Genomic DNA, 21,099 nt, shown 5'->3' on the forward strand with positions numbered 1-21,099 from the left:
TCTCACTCTACTAATTTTCAATTTATGATGAGAAACCGAATCAAGTTCGGCTTGACGAAAATCCAACTTTTTAGGAAATTCTAAAAAAACAAAAAAGAAATCATGTTTAAAAAATATAATAGTATCGAAAATACCTACCGTGAAAAGGCAACCGAACAAGTATATCTTCACGGGTATGGAAACGATGTATTTGTGGTACAAGAAAAAGTACATGGCGCTAATTTTTCTTTCATTACGGATGGAGATACAATTAGAGTTGCCAAACGTACATGTCTAATTGCAGAAGATGAAAACTTCAACAATCACAGATATGTTTTACACAAATATGAAAAAGCAATTACAGGGCTTTTCAAACGTGTAAAGAACGATTTTCCAGAAACAGAAATGATCACTGTTTTTGGTGAAATTTTCGGAGGAAGCTATCCGCATGCGGAGGTAGAAAAGATCGATGGAATGGTTCGCATTCAAAAAGGTGTTTTTTACAGTCCAGAAAATGACTTTTACGCGTTTGATATTTGTATCAATCACACGCAATATCTTGATGTTACCATCGCGAACACATACTTTGAAGCAACAGGAATGTTGTATGCAAAAACACTTTTTGCAGGAACCTTTAGCGAATGTATGGCATATCCAAATGCATTTGAATCAAAAGTTCATGAATGGCTACATCTTCCAAAGATTGAAGACAATGTTTGTGAAGGAACCATCATCAAACCATTAACTAGCAAGCGTTTTGGAAATGGACAACGTGTTATTTTCAAAAACAAAAACGAAAAATGGTCTGAAAAGTCACATGAAAAACGATCAAGAGTTTCAAAGCCAAGTGCAATAGGAATGCTTTCACATACTGAAAAAGAATTGATGCACACGCTTTTGGGCTACGTGAACGAAAATCGTTTGATGAATGTACAAAGTAAGCTTGGAGAGTTTTCACCAAAACAAACGGGAAAAACGATCGGATTGCTTGCCAAAGATGCACTAGAAGATTTTGTAAAAGATCATGAAAATGATTGGAATAACGTACAAAAAGAGCATCAAAAAGTATTAACAAAAATACTGAACAAAGAAGCAGTTACTGTCGTAAAAAAAGTACTTCTTTTTAGGTAATGTAGAAATGACTGTCCAAGCTTCTATTCTTGGACAGTCTTTATAAAAGATACAAACAATGTGTTCAAGTAAAAACAGCCGCAAACCAAAACTGTTGGCTGTAGTTAACTTGATATAAAATTAAACAGATGAAAATAACAATGAACAAGTGGCGAAACTTTTCAGGCAAAGTGTTCAATGAACCCATAACTACACTTGTTGAGAATGCCATTGTAAAAGAACAAAAAGCTGGTCACAGATTGAAAATCTATGTGGGTTCGGATTCACAAGCCTATAAAACACATGTAAACTATGGTACTGTCATAGTGATTCTTAGAAAAGGAAAAGGTGGTTTTATGTTTATCAAAAACGAAAAAGGAACCACTAAAATAGGACTAAAAGAGCGTATGCTAAGAGAGGTAGCACTATCCGTAGAAACAGCCTACCGCATTTGTGACCTATTGGAAAAATACAATATTGAATTGGAAGTTCATGCAGATATCAATACAGACTCAAAATTTGAATCAAATGTGGCACTTAAAGAAGCGATGGGATATATCATAGGAATGGGCTTTGCATTCAAGGCAAAACCGTATGCTTTCGCAAGTTCTTCTTGTGCAGATAGTATTGTCTAAATAACATTATATCTCTTCTTTTTTAATGAATATTTTAACTGCGCAAAATGAATGCGTAGTACTGTAAAATATTTGTTCCCGAAAGAAAAACAGTTGCTAATCAATATACTGTTTATGCAGTTAATCATCCTCGCTACACGTTGATGGTAGCGAGGTTTAATAAAAAAGTATAAAATCTCGATTATCGAGTTAAAAATATCAAGCGAGTCTTGTTGCGTGTTTCTATATAGCACCATTGTATAAAACGTTGCACAATGTGTATCATGCTTTTATATGCAACTCGACTTGGAGGCTTCGGGTTATAGCCAAATATAATCCTCCATAGAGAAACATGGGTCATGGGTTCGAATCCCATTCTCGCAAGAGATAGTTCAGCGGTTAGAACAATGTTTTTGGATGTTGCCGGTTCGAGTCCGGTCAGTAGTTCCGAAAGGGCGGCTATTGTAACTCAATTGGTAGAGTACTACACTTTTAATGTAGATTGAAGTTCGATTTCTTCTAAAAAAATCACCAGCCTGTCACGCTGTTAAATTTGACGAAAACGATGTTGCGTGTATCTGCTGAAGTTTCACAAGAAACGAACAGCAATTTTGAAGTCACTTCGACATAAAAAGTGCTTACTGATCGCAACTGGAATTTCTTGAAGATCAGATCAAACTAAAAATATAGCTTTTGTTGTGTTTTGGTGCGATTCCATCCTCAAAAAAGAACAAGTGAACATGAGTAAAATCTTTTATCTCCGTGAACCAGAAATGATACATGTACGTCGTTTTTAAAACAAAGTAGAATCGCCAGTAATGGCACAAAATTAGAATAGAAATCATGAAACGAGTACGAATTCACACTGGAAAAGTAGGGTTGGTTTTCAAAAATGGAAACTACCAAAAAGTTTTGACAGAAGGCACCTATTGGTTAGGCTTCCGCCAGCATGTATTGATCTATAATATTACAGAAAAGTTTCATGCGTCAGTAGCGAGTGAAATTTTACTGCAAGATGTCACCTTGACAAACATGTTAGACGTAATCGACATTAAAGACAACGAAATTGTGTTGCTTTTTGAAAGAGGAAACTTTAAAACAGTTTTAGAAGCTGGACAACATTTGTATTGGAAAGGTTTAGTAGAACGAACGTTTACACGAGTTGACTTGAATACAACAGCAATTACAGAAATCAACGATAAAAACTTGCTAAACGATTATAAATTAACAAAGTATATACGAACGTTTGAAGTCTTAGAATACGAAAAAGCAATTTTATTGATTGATGACAAATTTGAAAAAATTCTAACCTCAGGAATCTATCATTTTTGGCGAAATGCCACTAATATTAAAATTTCAAAAGTAGATATGCGTCAGTTACAATTGGAAATTGCAGGACAAGAATTGTTAACAAAAGATAAAGCCGCAATTCGAATCAACTTTTACACACAATACAAAGTTACTGATGTTAAAAAAGCAATTTTAGACAACAAAGACTTTGAGAAGCAACTATACATTGCTATGCAGTTGAAGCTTCGCGCTTTTGTTGGAAACTATACATTGGATGAATTGTTGGATCAGAAAGAAGACATTGCCAATGCCGTTTTTGAAAACACAAAAGATGCCGCAGAAAACTTAGGAATCAACGTTTTGTATTGTGGTATTCGCGATGTGATTTTAACAGGAGAAATGAAAGATATCATGAATCAGGTTTTAATCGCACAGAAAAAAGCACAAGCAAACATCATTACACGACGTGAAGAAACGGCTTCCACAAGAAGTTTGCTCAACACCGCAAAATTGATGGAAGAAAACGCAATGTTGTATCAGTTGAAAGAGATGGAATATGTGGAGAAAATCGCAGATAAAATTGGCGAAATCACGGTTGCTGGAAACGGCGGCGTGGTAAAGCAATTAAAAGACATCTTTTCTGTCAACAAATAAGCATCAAGAAACATAATCACTATGTTTTTATTTCGGTCTCACGACTGCGCTACCAACGTAGTTGTGAGACTACTTTTATTTAAAAAGCTAACTATGTTAATACCATTAAAATGTCACGCCTATTACAAAAAATTACATACTTTTTTTCTTCTTTTTTTTCGGAAAAAGAGAATGAAAAACCCAAAGCAAATACACTAAAAATAAGTGATGAAATTGTGTTAAATGTTATGGAGCGATTGTCTCATTTTGAGCAAACAAAAGGGTTTTTAAAACCAATGACGTTACATAAATTGGCAAAAAAACTAAAAACAAATCCTAAATATTTATCAAGAATCATCAATGATCAATATCAGAAGAACTATAGTTCCTACATCAACGATTTGCGTATTTCCTACTTACTAAAAGCATTGGAAAACGATGATTCGTTAAAAAAAGTAACCGTAAAATCACTAGCAAAAAAGTTAGGATTTGGCAATACAGAATCCTTCGCAAAAGCATTTAAAAAGTATACAGGAGTCAATCCTTCTGTCTATTTAAATAGCTTGCCATAAATAGGAAATAACATTTTTTATCTGACACTTTTCTTGTATGGATGAGCTCCTTTATTTATAAAAAACGTAAATATTGGAGCTTTTCTTTTTAAGCCAAACTCATAAGTATATTTTTCTTCTTCCCAAAAAAACACAAGTAGGTTTTGTCAATGCAAAAGCTATTTTTTTGTAATAATTATCTGATAATCAACTACAAAAATCGTTTCAAAAAAATCACTAAATCATCAGCAAATACTTTTCCTGCATTCAAAAGTGATAATACTCAATCTGAAAATCAAGTAAAACTACGCATCTATATAATAGGTGTATTGTAGAACTTTGATACACTCTAATCAACCTCAACACTGTATGGAATCTAGCCAAGAAAACACACCGCAAACTGATACAATCGAAATCAAAGTCTATGTCCCAATCAACGAAGTGACAGAGCGACAAAAGGGAATGATTGACAATGCTATTGCCAAACACCCTAGAGATCGAAAATACCTCTCAAACTCAGCGCATTCAGAAATTTTTGCTCCTAGTAAAAATGATGCCAACGACATTATTGAACATGCACAAGCTCAGAACTGGGAAGTAGATTTCAATGAAAAAGCTCGTAAAATTACGATCAAAATAAACTCAGAAGATATTGCTGACCAAAATAATCCTGTTACCCTTGATACGCTTCAATTTCTAAGTTCACAAGGAGATATTCACATGGAAGTACTTGGTGAAGATCAACATGCAAAAGCCGAAGACATTACAGATCCTACACAAAAAACAGGCTTTGTAAAAAGTAATCAAGAACAACGCGTAGGTCGTGGACGCCAAATTCCAATTCAAGAACCTGCACACGGATACAGCGTCTTAGAAATTGCAGAAAGCTACAACTTCCCTGATGGTGATGGCGAAGGACAAACCATAGGAATTATAGAATTAGGTGGAGAAGTACAGCAAAGCGACTTGGAAAAATTCTTTGCAGAATACAACACGCCAATTCCAGAAATTCAAATTGTGGGCAAACCAACTACAACTCCCGTAAATGATAACGTAGAAGTAACTGCAGACATTCAAGTAGCTGGAATCTTAGCGCCAAAAGCAAAGTTTGTCATCTATTACGGAACTACCATCTTAGAAGCAATGAAAGCAGCATTGGCAGATACTGAAAACAAACTAACCGTCATTTCCATCAGTTGGGCAGGATCTGAATTGGGATATGCGCAACAAGAAATTATAGAACTCAACAATGTTTTTCATGAAGCTTCCTTAAAAGGAATTACTGTAGTGGGCGCTTCGGGCGATAATGGTGCTTTAAACAACAAAGCATATGCAAATGTAAATGTGCCTGTAAACTCTCCGTATGTACTCGCTTGTGGCGGAACACAAACCTATATTACAGATGATAAAATTGCAGCAGAAGTTGTATGGAACGAATCTACGCAACAATCGCAAATAGGATCTGGTGGCGGATTCAGTCAGCGTATTTCCCAACAACAATATCAAATAAAATCTTCACAAGAATACATTCAAAAATTTCCAAAATTTGCATCTTACCATCAAGCTGGCGGAAGAGGAATTCCAGACATTGCTGCAAATGCGGCAGATGCTTCGGGCTATAGTATTGTTTTTCAAGGTCAATGGGTTAAAGTTGGCGGAACCAGTTTAGCAACACCACTTTGGGCTGCTCTAATCGGGCGTATGAATCAAAACTTAGGATACCGATTAGGATTTATAAATCCATACTTATATGAGTTAATGGGTTCTTCGTCATTTCATCAAATTTTAGAAGGAAACAACAACCTCTATGTTGCCTCGGAAGGATGGAATCCATGTACAGGATTAGGCACGCCTGATGGAAAAGAACTAATGCATTCCATTGATAGTTTAGAATAAGATTTAGCAAAATCATTACTCACCTAAAACTCAAAATTATGACTAAAAAATTGGCATTAGATGAACTTCCTAAACGTCTCACTATAGATGGTAAAAAAATAGACGATATGCTAATGATCTATGGTTTTGTGGCTCCAGGAACAGCAGAAAACAACATCAAATTCTACCTAGATCCTTCTTTGAAAACATCAGTAGTTATTAACGATGAAGATATCATTCACCATGCAAAAGTGAACAAGTCGCACAATCCTATTGGTGGAACAGTCATTTGGGTTAAAAATGCAGCTAAGTACATACAAGGAAACGCAACACCAGCACAGGCAGTAGCAAACATACAAGCACAACAACATGCTGAACAATTTTTCCAAGGAGACATTTATCAACAATATGCAAACACTGTTCAAGGAAATACCCAACCAAAACCACAAAACCCTTATGCACCAGTTTGTGGATGCGGAAAATGCGAACAGTAAAAGAGATCATACCCAAAATTGATAAGCAACTATCAATTTCCAAAATCGTAAGATTTTAAAAATCATATTATTAACCTTTAACTTAAATTATTATGTTTACATTTTTTCACGGATGTGGAATTCCGCCTATCACAGTAACATGTGGTCAAGGTGGTGCACATGCACAGAATGTTGGACCTACGGGGACATTCGGTTGTACACAACCAGGTCATTGTTTAGGCCCAACAGGAACGCAAGGTTGTACAGTAGCTACTGCGCCACCACATTGCTTAATTGGACCTACGGGAACGCAAGGTTGTACGCAACCAGGTCATTGTGTTGGACCTACTGGAACGTATGGATGTACAGTAGTTGGACCAACAGGAACACAAGGCTGTACACAACCACAAACTATTTTACCTCCAACTATTGGATGTATTACAGTTACAACAACAGTAGTAACACATGCGCAAGCACAAGCTAATGTACCTAACACTATTGGATGTACAGCTATTACACCTTGTCCTACTTTACCTTGTCCACAAGGTGGAAATGCACAAGCGCAAACTATTTTACCGCCAACATTACCTCCAGCATGCGTACCTCATACAGTAGGATGTACGGCTATTACGCCATGTGTAACAATTGGTGGTCATGCACAAGCACAAACTGTTCCACGTCCATCTGCCATTTGTGCAACAGCTATTGCATGCACAATTACGACAGCTCCACAGGCTGCACAAGCACAAACTATTGGTATTACTGGATGGCATGGATGCACTGTGGTTGGACCAACAGGAACACAAGGATGTACAGTTGTAGGACCGACAGGTTACCAAGGTTGTCTAACACCAACAGGAACACCTCCAGCTACAGTTTGCCCAGGTGGTAATGCACAAGCACAAACAATCGGTGTTACGGGATGGCATGGTTGCACAGTTGTAGGACCAACTGGTTATCTAGGATGTTTAACTCCAACAGGAACGCCTCCAGCTACAGTTTGCCCAGGTGGTAATGCACAAGCACAAAACGTAGGACCAACAGGATGGGAAGGTTGTCACCAACAAAACACGCTTGCTACTGTTTGCACACAAATTGATTGTGGCGGACCAACACACCTTTTAGGTTGTACAGGTTACGAAGGTTGCCTAACTCCAACAGGAACGCCTCCAGCTACAGTTTGCCCAGGCGGCGATGCACAGGCACAGACTCTTGGTCATACAGCGTATGAAGGTTGTGGACAGCATGGAACAGAAGCTACGGTATGTACACAAATTGGATGCGGACCAACACATCTTTTAGGATGTACTGGATATGAAGGATGTCATAATGGAGGAAATGCTCAGGCACAAATTCATAGTATTCCTGTAGCAGACTGTATTCCTACACGTAGTTGTACAGGAGCTTGGCCAGTATGTTAATGATAGCTTATCTACAATAGATACAGCTATTTTTTAGTAGTATAAAGCTGCCTGTACATTGCAGGCAGCTTTCAAAACTCAAAAAACTATTTTTATGCGCTTAACGAAAAAAAACATCACTCATTACCTACTAGACAAAGGATTTTTAGAACCTACATCCTTTATGTCAGGAGAGTATATGCTTACGCAAACTCAAAGTAGAAACTCCATCTTTAAAATTCAACAACAACAAGACAAAGGATTATTTGTTAAGCAACTCATCGCGCAAGATGCTACAAATAGCTACTTGATGCAGAAAGATGCCACAAGTCACTATTTAATTCATCAATCAGATTTATATAAAGAAACCGCAACACATATTCCTGAATATTACGGGTACGATCCGTATCATAACATTTTAGTCACGGAATATTTTGCAAACACCAAAAACATACACGAAGTTGTTTATCGTGATAAAAAATTATCAGAATCACACGCAGTAAAAATGGCGCATATATTAGCTTCGTTTCATTTTGATATTACAAAAGAGATTAAAAATAATAGTTCGCTTCAATTCTTCAGTAAACAAATTCCGTGGATTTTAAACACAAATCAACTACTAAACAACAACTCCCAAAGTATTAATAATGCTGTCATTGCAGAAATTCACAAACATCAAGATTTGGTGAAACGCATGGACAAAGTGGCTTCGCAGTGGGAAACTTCAAGCTTGATTCATGGAGATATTAAGTGGATGAATTTCATCGTAATGCCAAATAATGAAGAGGTAAAACTCATTGATTGGGAAATTGCCGATTTAGGCGATCCACTATGGGATGTAGCCGGAGTTTTTCAATCGTATTTCTGTGCTTGGGTTTTAAGTTTTAACAATCAAAACATACAGGATCATCAACAAATGCCTGGTACGGAGTTTTTATCGGTAGAAACCATCACACCAGTTGTAAAATTGCTTTGGGAAACCTATGCATCTGCTCAAAAATTTACAGCTACCGAAGCTAGAGAAAAGTTACTCAAAACACTTTCCTACATGGCAGCTCGCATGATACAAACTGCTTTTGAAAACAATATGGCGCAACAACAACAAATGTATCCGAATTCGGCACGTATCCTACAATTCTGCAATCATATTTTAGCAGATGTTGAAGGAATTGCAAAACAATGGAATTTAATAGACTAAAACCATGAAAAACAACACACATACAAAACAAGTACGTCAAATTATAGATGCTATTGAAATTACTTCGTTAACCACGTATAAAGTACATGGTGAAGAAGAATATGTGCAAAATCAAATGCCGTATCAAACCTTTGCAGAAGATTTTAAATCGTTTGGAAGCAATGCCACTGTAGATTCACAGCAACAGCGCACCAACTTAACCAACGCACTTACCAATACGATTTACGCTAAATTCTATTGTGGAATTCAAAATGGCAATCATACGTCAAAAATTCCACCAAAAGTGGAACGAGATGAATTTATGAATCAACTTTCGCAGGCAAATACTTCCGTTAATGGACTCGACTATCATTGGAATATTTACAATATTGACGCCAAAACAGGAAGCGCATACGTTCAAAAAAACGGCGAATTGCGTTGGTTACAACCGAACGGATTTCAATTTGTAAATCCGCAGCAAAAACAAGCAATCGTGAATACGAAAGTAAATCTAACACGTCAAAAAGAAAACAGAAACCTTCAACCTGTATTTTATCATGTGTTTAGCAATGAAATGTTTCCGCAGGAAGTCGAAATTGGAAGATTCTACTGGAACGTTTCGCCAGAAGGCGCTGCCAAACTCGTCAACTTGCTCACAACAACGTTGAATGATTATAAAATTCCATTTCAATTCAAATGCTTAAATCACCCTGAGTTGTATGTCCGATCCGACTCCGCCGTTTTATATGTAAGTAAAAAACACGTGCAATTAGTTTCCATCATTTTACAAAGTGTCATTCCGAATTTAGAACCGTATCTTGTAGACGAAATTCCGATGTTTACCAAACAGCTTCACAAAGGTGTTGGGTACGCAGAAGATCCTGGGAAAGGGCAAAGTTTTGGAATGAGTCGCTCATCTACCATTGCAGAAGCGTTGGTAGAAGCATTCTTGCAAGAACAAAATGCCACACAAAGGTTCAACACAGTGGTCAATTCTTTATCGCGAAAAGGAATGTCACTCGATCGTTTGCACCTAAACAAACACACCGCATTAACGCCAACATTCCCAACATATGAATAGTATAGAAACCACCCAAAAAACAGACGTACAAATGTATGTAAAAACGGCACACAATATTGGCAAGTACTTAGCCAAAGAAGCATTATGGTATAAAGATATGTGCAACTGGACTGGGCATGAAGTGGCGCCCGTTGGCGATACATTCCAAACGGTTGTCAAAGCGTGTAGCATTGATTTGTACAGCGGACTCACAGGAATTGCTTTATTTTTAGCAGAATTATATGATAAAACGCAAGATACAATCATTTTGCACACCTTAAATGGTGCCTTAAAAACCATCTATTCAAATTTAGAAGGTGACAAAGTAAACAACTTCGGATACTACTCTGGAAAAATTGGATTGGGATATACGCTGTGGCGCATTGGGAAAAAATCAGCAAATGCGGAATTGGTAGACAAAGCACTTTCCATAGTAAAATCTGTCAAAGACAAAGACATTGCCGATTATGAAGTAGATATCATTTCTGGCGCTGCGGGATCCATCTCAGTGTTATTAAAACTATACTATGCCGAACAAGACAATGACTTTTTGGAAATTGCTGAAAAATGTGGTCAATTTCTATTGAAAAAAGCGATCCGACAAGGTGAAATCTGTTCATGGATGACGGTTGACAAATCCAATGCACTTACAGGCTATTCGCATGGCGCTTCGGGTATTGCTTCCGCATTGATGGAACTCTATGCAACCACAAAGAAAGAGGAATACTGGCATACCGCTATGGGCGGATACAACTATGAGAAACAATGGTTCAATCAGCAAACTCAAAACTGGCCCGATTTACGTGAATATGATGGTTCCAAACCGTTAAACTACGGCGTTATGTGGTGTCACGGCGCACCCGGAATTGCCATTGCGCAACTAAAAGCCTACGAAATGACGAAGCATGAATACTTTTTACAGGAAGCGAAAGTTGCTTTGGAAACTACCAAAAGAACAGTCATTCAAGAAATCAATATAAACTCGAAAGCAAACTTTTCACTATGTCACGGATTGGCTGGAAATGCTGATATATTACTCTACGGAAGTCAAATACTAAATCATCCAGAATATGCGCAAATTGCCAAAAATGCAGGCGATTTCGGAATTGCACACTACGATGCAACAGGTGTGATATTTCCAAGTGGCGTGAACGATCCTAGCGGACTCACCATCGGACAAGAAGAAAATCCTGGACTCATGTTAGGACTTTCAGGAACAGGCATGTTTTACTTGCGTTTGGCAGATATCATGGTTCCTTCGGCGTTGGTGCCTTGACATAAAAAATAATTCCTACAACCAAAACTTCATAACAAGGGTTTTTTTCCCTTTTATTTTTAAGGTATTCCCTAGAGGATTCCTATTCAGAAGCATGTACTTTTATTTGCTGAAAGTTCACATACAATTTATGTATATTTCTGAATAGAGGTTGTAGTCATTCATAGATAGTTAGATGCATAAACTCAATGAACTTTCGAAAATCCCAAGTGTCCGCTTGGGATTTTTAAAATATCTTCACTTCGCTTGTAAAGTTTTGAAAAAAATCTCGTCTCATTATAGAATGTTTGTTTTTGCGTATTTTAGCAAATCTCAAATGAAAAATAAGAACGAAGCATGGACAAATCATACTACAACCCAAGAGACTTAAAAAAATTCGGATCCATTACTGAATGGAGTGAAGAATTGGGAAACAAATTCTTTGAATACTACGGAAAAGTGTTTGAAGAAGGCGCGCTCACACCTCGCGAAAAATCACTCATCGCTTTAGCAGTAGCACATACCGAGCAATGTCCGTATTGCATTGATGCCTATTCACAAGACGGTTTGCAACGCGGAATCACAAAAGAAGAAATGATGGAAGCCATTCACGTTGGTGCCGCCATCAAAAGTGGTGCAACATTAGTGCATGGTGTGCAAATGATGAACAAAGTAAATAAATTGGAAATGTGATTTTTATAATTTCAAAAATTATAAAAATCATCCTGAGCACCGTCGAAGGATCTTTGAAACTCAAATACTCTGAATTACGTATATAATTTAGAAACGAAACACAAAACATATACATGGCGACAAAGTCCCTACAAAAAAGAGAAAGTGAACTTGCAAGTACAAAACGACAACTGGAAATTCTGTCTAACGGAATCTTTCAAAGTGGCGAATTGCCAACGTTTGCCAACAAAATAAAAGAAACAAATCAATTTCCCCTAAAGCCCAAAAAAATTGAAATCTTACAAATCAATGTTGGGTATATGTGCAATCAAGTCTGTTCGCATTGTCATGTAGATGCAGGTCCCGACCGAAAGGAAATCATGACGCGTGAAACCATGCAACAATGTTTGGATGTCATTGAAAAAACGGGCGCACATACGCTCGATTTAACAGGTGGCGCACCCGAAATGAATCCACACTTTCGTTGGTTTGTAGAAGAAGCGTCTAAAATTGGTGTGAAAGATTTTATTGTACGATCAAATCTTACGATCATTCGTGCGAACAAAAAATACTACGATTTGCCAGAATTCTTCAAAAAACACAATGTACATGTCGTTTCTTCCATGCCGCACTGGACACGTGGAAAAACGGACAAACAACGTGGCGACGGTGTTTTTGACAAATCTATCAAAGCCTTACAAGAACTCAACGCAGTTGGCTACGGAATGCCCGATAGCGATTTGCGATTAGACTTGGTATACAATCCGTCAGGAGCGTTTTTACCGGGAGATCAAACAGCGATGGAAAAAGATTTCAAAAAAGCCTTATTCGACGATTTCGGCATTCAATTTCACAACCTATTTGCCATTACTAACTTGCCGATCAGTCGTTTTTTGGATTACCTTATTGCTTCTGAAAACTATGAAGATTATATGTACTCTTTGGTGGAAGCGTTCAATCCGGGCGCGGTGACAAATGTCATGTGCACCAATACCATTTCCGTAAGTTGGGACGGTTGGTTGTACGATTGCGATTTCAACCAAATGCTCGATTTAAAAGTAGCAAGCAAGGTAAAACACATTTCAGAATACAACGAAGAACTATTACAAAACAGAAACATCATCATCTCTCAACACTGTTATGGTTGCACCGCTGGCGCAGGAAGCAGTTGTCAAGGAAGTGTTGCTTAAAATATACAAAATTTGGTATGATAGCTTTTCCGCAGTGTCGCAATGATTTTTCGTTAAAAATTTTTGAAGCCTTGGAAAAAATTTAGAAAAATTATTGCGGTTGTAGTTTTTCAATAACAGAAAAACTACAAACACCTCTGGAAAAATTCCCTTTCTTTTGTTGACGCCTGTGCTGAACTTGATTCAGTATTCTTTGGGAAGGCAAAGAAAACGAAAATAAAAAACTGAAAATTGAGCTATGAAACAAATGATTACTTTGAGTATTTCAATTTTTCTTTGAAAGAATTAAATTTATATTAAATGAAAAACATTCTTTACATACTAACTTTTCTAGGTGTCGCTTTCGCGAATAGCCAAACCGCACTCGACAGTCTCTTGCAAAAAGAAAACAAAGCATCTGTTCCCTACATCACGGTTTCAGAATTGCTTCAAAAGGAAAACATCGTTCTCTTAGACAGTCGCGAAAAAGTAGAATATGAAACCAGCCATATTGAAAATGCGGTGTGTGTTGGCTATGATAAATTCAAACTGAAAAAAGTAAAAAAACTATTGCCTAAAGATAAAAACACGCCAATTGTTGTTTATTGTTCTTTGGGAATTCGCTCAGAAGATGTTGGCGAAAAACTACAAAAAGCAGGCTACAAAAACGTGTACAATCTTTATGGGGGTATTTTTGAATGGAAAAATCAAGATCAGACTGTGGTAGACAACAAAGGAGAAACGACCGAAAACATACACACGTTCAATGAAGATTGGAGCATTTGGCTAAAAAAAGGCGTGAAAATTTTCGACAAGAAAAAATCCAACAAAGACAAATCATAAACATGCATAAAAGCAACACGTTACTTATGACGTTTACACGAAATCCCGAATTGGGAAAAGTAAAAAGTCGCTTGGCAAAAGGCATTGGTGAAAAAGCCGCATTGGAAGTATATATTCAACTTTTAGAACATACCAAAAGTGTACTGCAACAAATAGACGTAGACAAATGTGTATGGTATTCTGTCGCAGTGCGAAAAAATGATTTGTGGAATGATAAAATCTATCAAAAAAAAGCACAAATTGGAGACGATTTAGGCGCACGAATGTTAAATTCATTCAAAGATGCTTTTCAAAATAATTATGAAAAAGTCATTATCATTGGAAGCGATTTATACGATTTGCGCCCAACACACATTCAAGAAGCCATTGATGCTTTAGACACTAATGATGTTGTCATCGGACCTGCAAAAGATGGCGGATACTATTTATTGGGAATGAAAACACTGCACGAAAAAGCGTTTGCACCAAAAGCTTGGGGAACGGAAACCGTATTGGCAGACACCTTAAAAGAGTTAGATTCACAAAAAATACAGTTGTTAGAAACGCTAAACGATATAGATTACGCAGAAGATTTACTACCTTACGAAACTTTTAAAAAATACACTTCATAAATATATTTATGTTAAAACACATCGCAGAAACCACCGAATATTTACAAAAAAAAGGATTTGACAATCCTGAAATTGGCATCGTTCTAGGAACAGGTTTGGGAAAACTCATAGACGATATCGAAATCATCGCAGAAGCCCATTATAACAATATTCCTTACTTTCCATTGGCAACAGTAGAATTCCATACGGGAAAGCTTGTCTTTGGAAACTTGGCAGGAAAAAAAGTAGTCGTAATGCAAGGACGTTTTCATTTATATGAAGGCTATGATTTTATCGACATCACCTACCCGATTCGCATCATGCACAAACTCGGAATTCAAAAACTCCTAGTGTCTAATGCCGCAGGTGCCATCAATCTCAATTACAAAAAAGGCGACATCATGATCATTGACGATCACATCAACTTGCAAGGTGGATCGCCATTGGCTTTTAAAGGTGTGAGCGAATTTGGAGAACGTTTTGCAGACATGAGCGCTCCGTACGATGCAGACATGATTGCAACCGTGGAGAACATTGCCGCAAATCACAATATTGACATTCAAAAAGGGGTTTACGCAAGTGTTGTGGGGCCGCAATTAGAAACACGTGCCGAATACCGAATGTTAAAAATCATTGGTGCAGATGCCGTGGGAATGAGTACCGTTCCCGAAGTTATTGTTGCCAATCACTTAAACGTGCCGTGTTTGGCAGTTTCGGTGTTGACAGACGAATGCGATCCTGATAACTTAGCACCTGTAGACATTGCGGACATCATTGCAGTCGCTGGAAAAGCCGAACCAAAAATGATTACTCTTTTTAGTGAACTGATCAAAACGTTGTAAGATGTCAGTATGAAGTTATGAGTATTGAGAGGTTAGTATTGAGAAATTAGTATTGAGTATTGAGAAGTTAAAAAGCGTGGTCTGAGGCACTCGAAGACCACCCCAAAGCAAACAGCTAGAAGCTAAAAAAACAAAAAAATGAGTTATTTAGACACTACACACGACGTATATAAAGAAGCAGCCTTAACGCCAGACGTTGGACTGTGTTGCACTACAAACCCAATTTGGGAATTGCCAGGGTTAAAAATTCCGAAAATCATGCAGGAAATGAATTATGGATGCGGAAGTACAGTGCATGCGCGCGATTTAACCAACAATCCAACGATGTTATATGTTGGCGTTGGTGGCGGAATGGAATTATTGCAATTTTCATATTTCAATCGCCAAAAAGGTGGCGTGATTGGATTGGATGTCGTAGATGAAATGTTAGAAGCATCTCGTAAAAACTTTACAGAAGCCGAAGCACAAAACGATTGGTTTAAAAGTGAGTTTGTAGACTTGCGAAAAGGCGATGCGCTCAACTTGCCTGTGGATGATAATAGTATAGATGTAGCAGCGCAAAACTGCTTGTTCAACATCTTTAAAACAGACGATTTAAAGAAAGCGATTGCAGAAATGTATCGTGTACTCAAACCACATGGAAAACTCGTCATGAGTGATCCAACGTGTGAACAACCGATGAACGAAACCTTACGTAACGACGAACGCTTACGCGCTTTATGTTTAAGTGGAAGCTTGCCAATTGCAGAATATGTAAAAATGTTGACAGACGCAGGTTTTGGAACCATTGAAATTCGCGCTAGAAAACCATACAGAATTTTAGATCCAAAAAACTATCCAACAGACGAATTAATCTACATCGAATCTATTGAAGTGGCAGCCATCAAAGATCCAATGCCAGCGGACGGACCGTGTATTTTTACAGGAAAAGCGGCAATTTACTTTGGTACAGAAGATTACTTTGACGATGAAAAAGGACATATTTTATTGAAAAATCAGCCGATTGCGATTTGTGACAAAACTGCACAAGCGTTGGCCGATTTAGGACGCGACGATATTTTCATTTCAGAATCTACCTATCATTATGATGGTGGTGGATGTTGTTAAAAAGTATTGAGTATTGAGATGTTAGTATTGAGAAGTACTTTGAAACGTCATCATTACGAGCGATAGCGCGGTAATCTGTTTATCATAAGCAGTTTCGTTATTTGAAGCATGAGATTGCCATGAATTTTCACAAAAACTTGTAAAACAAATCTAAACGTTCTCTATGAACGCAAACTATATAAACACCACAGTTTACGAATTGAACTGTGGTGTTTTTTTATTTTTTGAAAGGTCGCTACAAAAAACACGACCGATTCCTTAGGTTTTTTTGCGAAGTTTGAGTTACCAAACGAACGAAAAAGCAAGCTCAATAGAAACGGAAAAGAATACGTAAATTTGTAAGCTATGGAAAACTATCTTGATATCTTTCTAAAATCATACAGCGAGTATTGGAATTACTTTTTGAACTTGATTTATTTTAGAGAAATTGAAAACTATTTTTACGGCTTAATCGCAATTTCTTTGATCGTTTGGATATTGGAAATCTTATTTCCTTGGCGAAAAAATCAAGCTATTTTTCGCAAAGATTTTTGGTTGGATACGTTTTACATGTTTTTCAACTTCTTCATTTTTAATTTGATTCTTTTTACAGCACTTTCCAACACAACCGCGGCGTTTTTTAATGATATTTTAGGTGTAATCGGACTTTCGATAGAAAGCATACAATTGTTCAATGTGAGCGCGCTTCCAGCTTGGGCTGGCTTGTTGATTTTCTTTGTCGTTTCTGATTTTGTGCAATGGAATACACATCGTTTGTTGCACAGAGTTGACTTTTTGTGGAACTTTCACAAAGTGCATCATTCCGTAAAAGAAATGGGCTTTGCCGCACATTTACGCTATCATTGGATGGAAACGGTTGTGTACAAATCGTTGCTTTACATTCCGATTGCGCTTATTGGTGGATTTAGTGTTCAAAATGTTGCGTTTGTATATTTCTTTACCATTTCTGTTGGTCATTTGAATCATGCCAATTTGGGTTGGGATTATGGTTTTTTAAAATATATTTTCAACAATCCGAAGATGCATATTTGGCATCACAGCAAGAAATTGCCTAGAAAATACGGTGTCAATTTCGGTCTTACGTTAAGCATTTGGGATTATCTTTTCAGAACAAATTATATTCCAAAAAGCGGGCGCGATATTGAACTAGGTTTTGCAAATGACGAAACCTTTCCGCAAGATTTTCTACAACAAGAAATCTATCCTATCAAACTAAAAAAAGATTAACACTATGCGACAAATTATAAGTACAATTGTGATAACAATTTGTTTCATTTCTTGTGGAACGCAGCAAAAATCTACTAAAAAAACTCCAGAAACGGTGTTCACTATATTAGATTCTATTCAGAAGAAATTTGATGAAATTGCGGAAAAAGATAGTATCAATTTTAAAAAGAATGCAAAGTTTGTTTCTAGTAAATCCATTTCAAAATCCAATCATACAGCGTGGCACAATCTGCTTCAAAAATATGTGTCTGACGACGGAAAGGTAAATTATGTAGGATTGAAAGAAGATCGCCAAAAGGTATTGATGTATATTGATCAGTTGGGAGCACAAAAACCTACGAAAGACTGGTCTAGAAACGAAACTTTGGCGTATTGGATCAATGCGTATAATGTGATGACCGTTGATTTGATTTTGGATAGTTATCCTGCAAGAAAAGGCATCAAAGAAATTCGAAATCCTTGGAAACAACGACGCTGGACAATTGAAGGAAGAGCGTATAATTTAGATGAAATTGAGCATGACATTTTACGTAAAATGAACGAACCAAGAATTCATTTTGCCATCAATTGCGCTTCGTTTTCCTGTCCTCCATTATTGAATGAAGCATTTACGGCAAACAAAATGGAATCGCAATTAACGCAAGTTACCAAAGCATTTTTGGCGGATTCAAAACGAAATACCATCACCAAAAATCAACTGGAAATCTCTAAGATTTTTAAGTGGTTTTCAAAAGATTTTAAACAAAAGGGTTCGCTGATCGATTTTTTAAATTTGTACAGTCCCATCAAAATAAACGCAGACGCCAATATTGATTATAAAGACTACGATTGGCGTTTGAACGAATAGATTTTCAATAAAACCATCAAGACAGTTTCGTATACAAAGCAATGACAGCAAACAAAATTTCCATCATCGTTCCAATTTTCAACGAAGCAAATACCATTGTTTCGTTGCTGGAAACGTTGTTGGATCGCATGAAATATAAACATCATGAAATACTTTTGGTTGATGGCGGAAGTTCGGACGAAACGGTTGAACTTGTTTCCAACTTCATCTCAAAATTCAACAGAACTCAAAATGAACATCGAAAAAGATGTGTAGATCAGTTGTTTGGAAACGAAGATTTTGCCGTGTACATTCAACTTTTTGAATCTAAAAAAGGACGTGCCAAACAGATGAATTTTGGCGCGCAGAAAGCAACTGGAGACACCTTGTATTTTCTGCATGCAGACACGTTTCCTCCACAACATTTTGATGAATTTATTCTACAAGAAATCAACAACGGAAACGAAGCTGGCTGTTTTCGCATGAAATTTAATTCGTGGCATCCTGTGTTGCTCGTTTCACAGTTTTTTACACGTTTCAATCTCAGTTGGTGTCGTGGTGGCGACCAATCTTTATACATTTCTAAATCACTTTTTGACGAATTAAATGGTTTTGACGAATCATATATTATTTATGAAGATTGCGAATTTATCAATCGGTTGTATGCGCAGAAACAGTTTACTATCATTCCCAAAAGCGTGAAAACTTCTGCCAGAAAATACAAAACCAATGGCACCTGGAAATTACAATATCATTTCGCCATGATTCACGTCAAAAAATCTAAAGGTGCTACTCCACAAGAATTGTACGCGTATTATCAAAAACATATAGCTTCTTAGATAGTTAGACGCGCTTCGCTGTTAGATTTTAGACATGTTCGATACGTCTGTGCAAAAATTTCAGAAAAATTCGTGGCAATCTGTTTGTTTCATATTTGTATGTGTTATTTGGATTTTTCATAAAATAAGCTAATCGTTTTTAAATTCTCTATCAAAAAGTTCGACTTTAGAAACTTTGGGTTTAGGCTTCTTAGACAATATTAGAAAGAAGTATTAGAAACGTCCTTGAGGAGCATAACGACGTGGCAATCTGTTTCTTTAATAATTAAAAAGTTTTCTTTGAAAAACGCTAAATACTCACAGCTTTTTACCACGAATGCACGAATGTAGACGCACTTTGGGTTTAGACTTTTTCCACTTAGCAAAAATCTCTTAGATTGTTAGATAATTTCATTGTAAAAAGTTCAAAAAGCAATCGCGTGTCTAAAAGCGCAGCGTATCTAACAATCATTCTTCAAACTGTTCCAAAATCTCTTCTAACTTTCGTACGTGTACGCCATACAATTTATCTGTCCAAAGTACCGTAATGTAGTAAATTAGTAATCCGCACACCAAGTATCCTAAAATCACTAAAATCAACGTGCTAGTTGGCATTTGTAATAAAAACCATTCTGAAAAACGATCGACATCATTACGAACAGAGCCCATAAACAAGGCTGCGATAGGAATTGGTAATACTAACGAACCCGCAATAATTCCTGATTTATACACTTCCATGGTGAGTTTAATGTCGTAAATAAAACGCAATATAGTTTCTTTGGTTTGCTGAGTTATATTAGACGTTCTTCGCAGAAACCAAACCATTTTTGCTAAATATCCAAGCGTCATAATAAACGTTAGAAACATACAAATAAGGTAGGTCGCACGTGGCAATTCGTACATTTTAATGATAAATGGATAGCAAAAGAAAACAATAAAAGCAACCAATTGAATCGCAATTTCTCCTTTCATCGTTTTGCGAATTTGAGCAATTGGCATTTGACTTTTTTTGAGGTTTTCTAAACTTGTTGGCAGTTGTAAATCGTCTTGATTTTCGTCATCCATCAATTCTTTTATTTTATCAAAATCCATGATGTTGTGTTTTTATAATTTCTTTTAATTTTTTCTTCGTTCTATTGAGCTTTACGCGAACATTTACAGGCGACATTCCTAAGTTTTTCGCCATTTCTTCTCCTGAAAATCCTTCGATAAACTGAAAGATCAGCGCTTTTTCAATTTTATTTAATTGCTGCACAGCTTTGTAAAAAATTGCCAGTTGTTCTTCCTTTTCATCCGAATATTCTTCATGCGCCAATTGCACATGTTCAGGCATTTTATAAGTATCTGGCTTGCGCTTTTCTTTCTTAAAAAATACAATTGCTGTATTCAATGCTACGCGATACATCCAGCTTGAAAATTGACTATTTCCATTGAACGATTTGAGCGATTTCCACAGTTGCAAAATAATTTCTTGTACCAAGTCTTCACGATCGTTCGCATCTTCAAAATACATGCGAGAGACCTTGTGCAAAATACCTTTGTGTGTGGTAATTTTAGTAAGAAATTCGTGTTCTGTGAGTTCCAATGG

Annotated in this window: 21 protein-coding genes and 1 tRNA gene; 20 read left to right on the forward strand and 2 right to left on the reverse strand. The window is 36.8% G+C overall.

The window, feature by feature from the left end; translation table 11 throughout:
- The first annotated feature begins 102 nt into the window (after positions 1–102).
- The 20 genes from KORDIASMS9_RS02630 (at position 103) to KORDIASMS9_RS02720 (ending at position 19,532) form a co-directional block, all read left to right on the forward strand.
- Positions 103–1,110, forward strand: coding sequence for an RNA ligase, Rnl2 family (locus KORDIASMS9_RS02630; RefSeq protein ID WP_114901344.1), 1,008 nt, complete (start codon positions 103–105; stop codon positions 1,108–1,110).
- A gap of 128 nt (positions 1,111–1,238) precedes the next feature.
- On the forward strand, positions 1,239–1,724 hold the full coding sequence (locus tag KORDIASMS9_RS02635) for a ribonuclease H-like YkuK family protein (RefSeq protein ID WP_205318027.1): 486 nt from the start codon (positions 1,239–1,241) through the stop codon (positions 1,722–1,724).
- A gap of 436 nt (positions 1,725–2,160) precedes the next feature.
- Positions 2,161–2,237: transfer RNA gene (locus tag KORDIASMS9_RS23045), tRNA-Lys, on the forward strand.
- A gap of 309 nt (positions 2,238–2,546) precedes the next feature.
- Positions 2,547–3,647 carry a slipin family protein gene (locus tag KORDIASMS9_RS02640; protein WP_114901346.1) on the forward strand — a complete coding sequence of 367 codons (1,101 nt, stop codon included), beginning with the start codon at positions 2,547–2,549 and terminating at the stop codon, positions 3,645–3,647.
- Between the two features lie 110 nt (positions 3,648–3,757).
- Positions 3,758–4,198: a helix-turn-helix domain-containing protein gene (locus tag KORDIASMS9_RS02645; RefSeq protein ID WP_114901347.1), complete on the forward strand. Its 441-nt coding sequence runs from the start codon at positions 3,758–3,760 to the stop codon at positions 4,196–4,198.
- 348 nt (positions 4,199–4,546) lie between these two features.
- Positions 4,547–6,073 (forward strand): S53 family peptidase, encoded by a 1,527-nt coding sequence (locus KORDIASMS9_RS02650; RefSeq protein WP_114901348.1) that lies wholly within the window; start codon positions 4,547–4,549, stop codon positions 6,071–6,073.
- Positions 6,074–6,111: 38 nt separating this feature from the next.
- Complete coding sequence (locus KORDIASMS9_RS02655; protein ID WP_114901349.1) at positions 6,112–6,546, forward strand: hypothetical protein; 435 nt, start codon at positions 6,112–6,114, stop codon at positions 6,544–6,546.
- 92 nt (positions 6,547–6,638) lie between these two features.
- Entirely contained in the window at positions 6,639–7,946 is a 1,308-nt protein-coding gene (locus KORDIASMS9_RS02660; RefSeq protein ID WP_114901350.1) for a hypothetical protein, read from the forward strand.
- A gap of 94 nt (positions 7,947–8,040) precedes the next feature.
- Positions 8,041–9,123: a phosphotransferase gene (locus KORDIASMS9_RS02665; protein WP_162819733.1), complete on the forward strand. Its 1,083-nt coding sequence runs from the start codon at positions 8,041–8,043 to the stop codon at positions 9,121–9,123.
- Between the two features lie 4 nt (positions 9,124–9,127).
- Entirely contained in the window at positions 9,128–10,183 is a 1,056-nt protein-coding gene (locus KORDIASMS9_RS02670) for a T3SS effector HopA1 family protein (protein ID WP_114901352.1), read from the forward strand.
- Positions 10,176–11,438 carry a lanthionine synthetase LanC family protein gene (locus KORDIASMS9_RS02675; protein ID WP_114901353.1) on the forward strand — a complete coding sequence of 421 codons (1,263 nt, stop codon included), beginning with the start codon at positions 10,176–10,178 and terminating at the stop codon, positions 11,436–11,438. Before KORDIASMS9_RS02670 ends, KORDIASMS9_RS02675 begins: the two co-directional genes overlap by 8 nt.
- Positions 11,439–11,774: 336 nt before the next feature.
- The gene (locus KORDIASMS9_RS02680; RefSeq protein ID WP_007095315.1) at positions 11,775–12,110 is read left to right on the forward strand and encodes an arsenosugar biosynthesis-associated peroxidase-like protein; all 336 of its coding nucleotides are present in this window, start codon (positions 11,775–11,777) and stop codon (positions 12,108–12,110) included.
- A 113-nt stretch (positions 12,111–12,223) separates the two neighbouring features.
- On the forward strand, positions 12,224–13,279 hold the full coding sequence (gene arsS / locus KORDIASMS9_RS02685; RefSeq protein WP_114901354.1) for an arsenosugar biosynthesis radical SAM (seleno)protein ArsS: 1,056 nt from the start codon (positions 12,224–12,226) through the stop codon (positions 13,277–13,279).
- A gap of 300 nt (positions 13,280–13,579) precedes the next feature.
- Positions 13,580–14,101 (forward strand): rhodanese-like domain-containing protein, encoded by a 522-nt coding sequence (locus tag KORDIASMS9_RS02690; RefSeq protein ID WP_114901355.1) that lies wholly within the window; start codon positions 13,580–13,582, stop codon positions 14,099–14,101.
- Between the two features lie 26 nt (positions 14,102–14,127).
- Positions 14,128–14,712 (forward strand): TIGR04282 family arsenosugar biosynthesis glycosyltransferase, encoded by a 585-nt coding sequence (locus KORDIASMS9_RS02695; protein WP_371412752.1) that lies wholly within the window; start codon positions 14,128–14,130, stop codon positions 14,710–14,712.
- An 8-nt stretch (positions 14,713–14,720) separates the two neighbouring features.
- Positions 14,721–15,533: a purine-nucleoside phosphorylase gene (locus KORDIASMS9_RS02700; RefSeq protein WP_114901357.1), complete on the forward strand. Its 813-nt coding sequence runs from the start codon at positions 14,721–14,723 to the stop codon at positions 15,531–15,533.
- Positions 15,534–15,671: 138 nt separating this feature from the next.
- Positions 15,672–16,640: an arsenosugar biosynthesis arsenite methyltransferase ArsM gene (gene arsM, locus KORDIASMS9_RS02705; protein WP_114901358.1), complete on the forward strand. Its 969-nt coding sequence runs from the start codon at positions 15,672–15,674 to the stop codon at positions 16,638–16,640.
- Between the two features lie 345 nt (positions 16,641–16,985).
- Positions 16,986–17,867, forward strand: coding sequence for a sterol desaturase family protein (locus KORDIASMS9_RS02710; protein WP_114901359.1), 882 nt, complete (start codon positions 16,986–16,988; stop codon positions 17,865–17,867).
- A gap of 4 nt (positions 17,868–17,871) precedes the next feature.
- Positions 17,872–18,714: a DUF547 domain-containing protein gene (locus KORDIASMS9_RS02715; RefSeq protein WP_114901360.1), complete on the forward strand. Its 843-nt coding sequence runs from the start codon at positions 17,872–17,874 to the stop codon at positions 18,712–18,714.
- A gap of 41 nt (positions 18,715–18,755) precedes the next feature.
- Positions 18,756–19,532: a TIGR04283 family arsenosugar biosynthesis glycosyltransferase gene (locus KORDIASMS9_RS02720; protein WP_114901361.1), complete on the forward strand. Its 777-nt coding sequence runs from the start codon at positions 18,756–18,758 to the stop codon at positions 19,530–19,532.
- Between the two features lie 447 nt (positions 19,533–19,979).
- Here KORDIASMS9_RS02720 and KORDIASMS9_RS02725 read toward each other — a convergent pair whose 3' ends face one another.
- Together KORDIASMS9_RS02725 and KORDIASMS9_RS02730 are read right to left on the reverse strand one after the other, a co-directional pair.
- Positions 19,980–20,603: a hypothetical protein gene (locus KORDIASMS9_RS02725; protein WP_114901362.1), complete on the reverse strand. Its 624-nt coding sequence runs from the start codon at positions 20,601–20,603 to the stop codon at positions 19,980–19,982.
- Complete coding sequence (locus KORDIASMS9_RS02730; RefSeq protein WP_114901363.1) at positions 20,593–21,096, reverse strand: RNA polymerase sigma factor; 504 nt, start codon at positions 21,094–21,096, stop codon at positions 20,593–20,595. Before KORDIASMS9_RS02730 ends, KORDIASMS9_RS02725 begins: the two co-directional genes overlap by 11 nt.
- Between the last annotated feature and the right edge of the window lie 3 nt (positions 21,097–21,099).

The sequence above is a fragment of the Kordia sp. SMS9 genome, assembly GCF_003352465.1.
GTDB lineage: Bacteria > Bacteroidota > Bacteroidia > Flavobacteriales > Flavobacteriaceae > Kordia.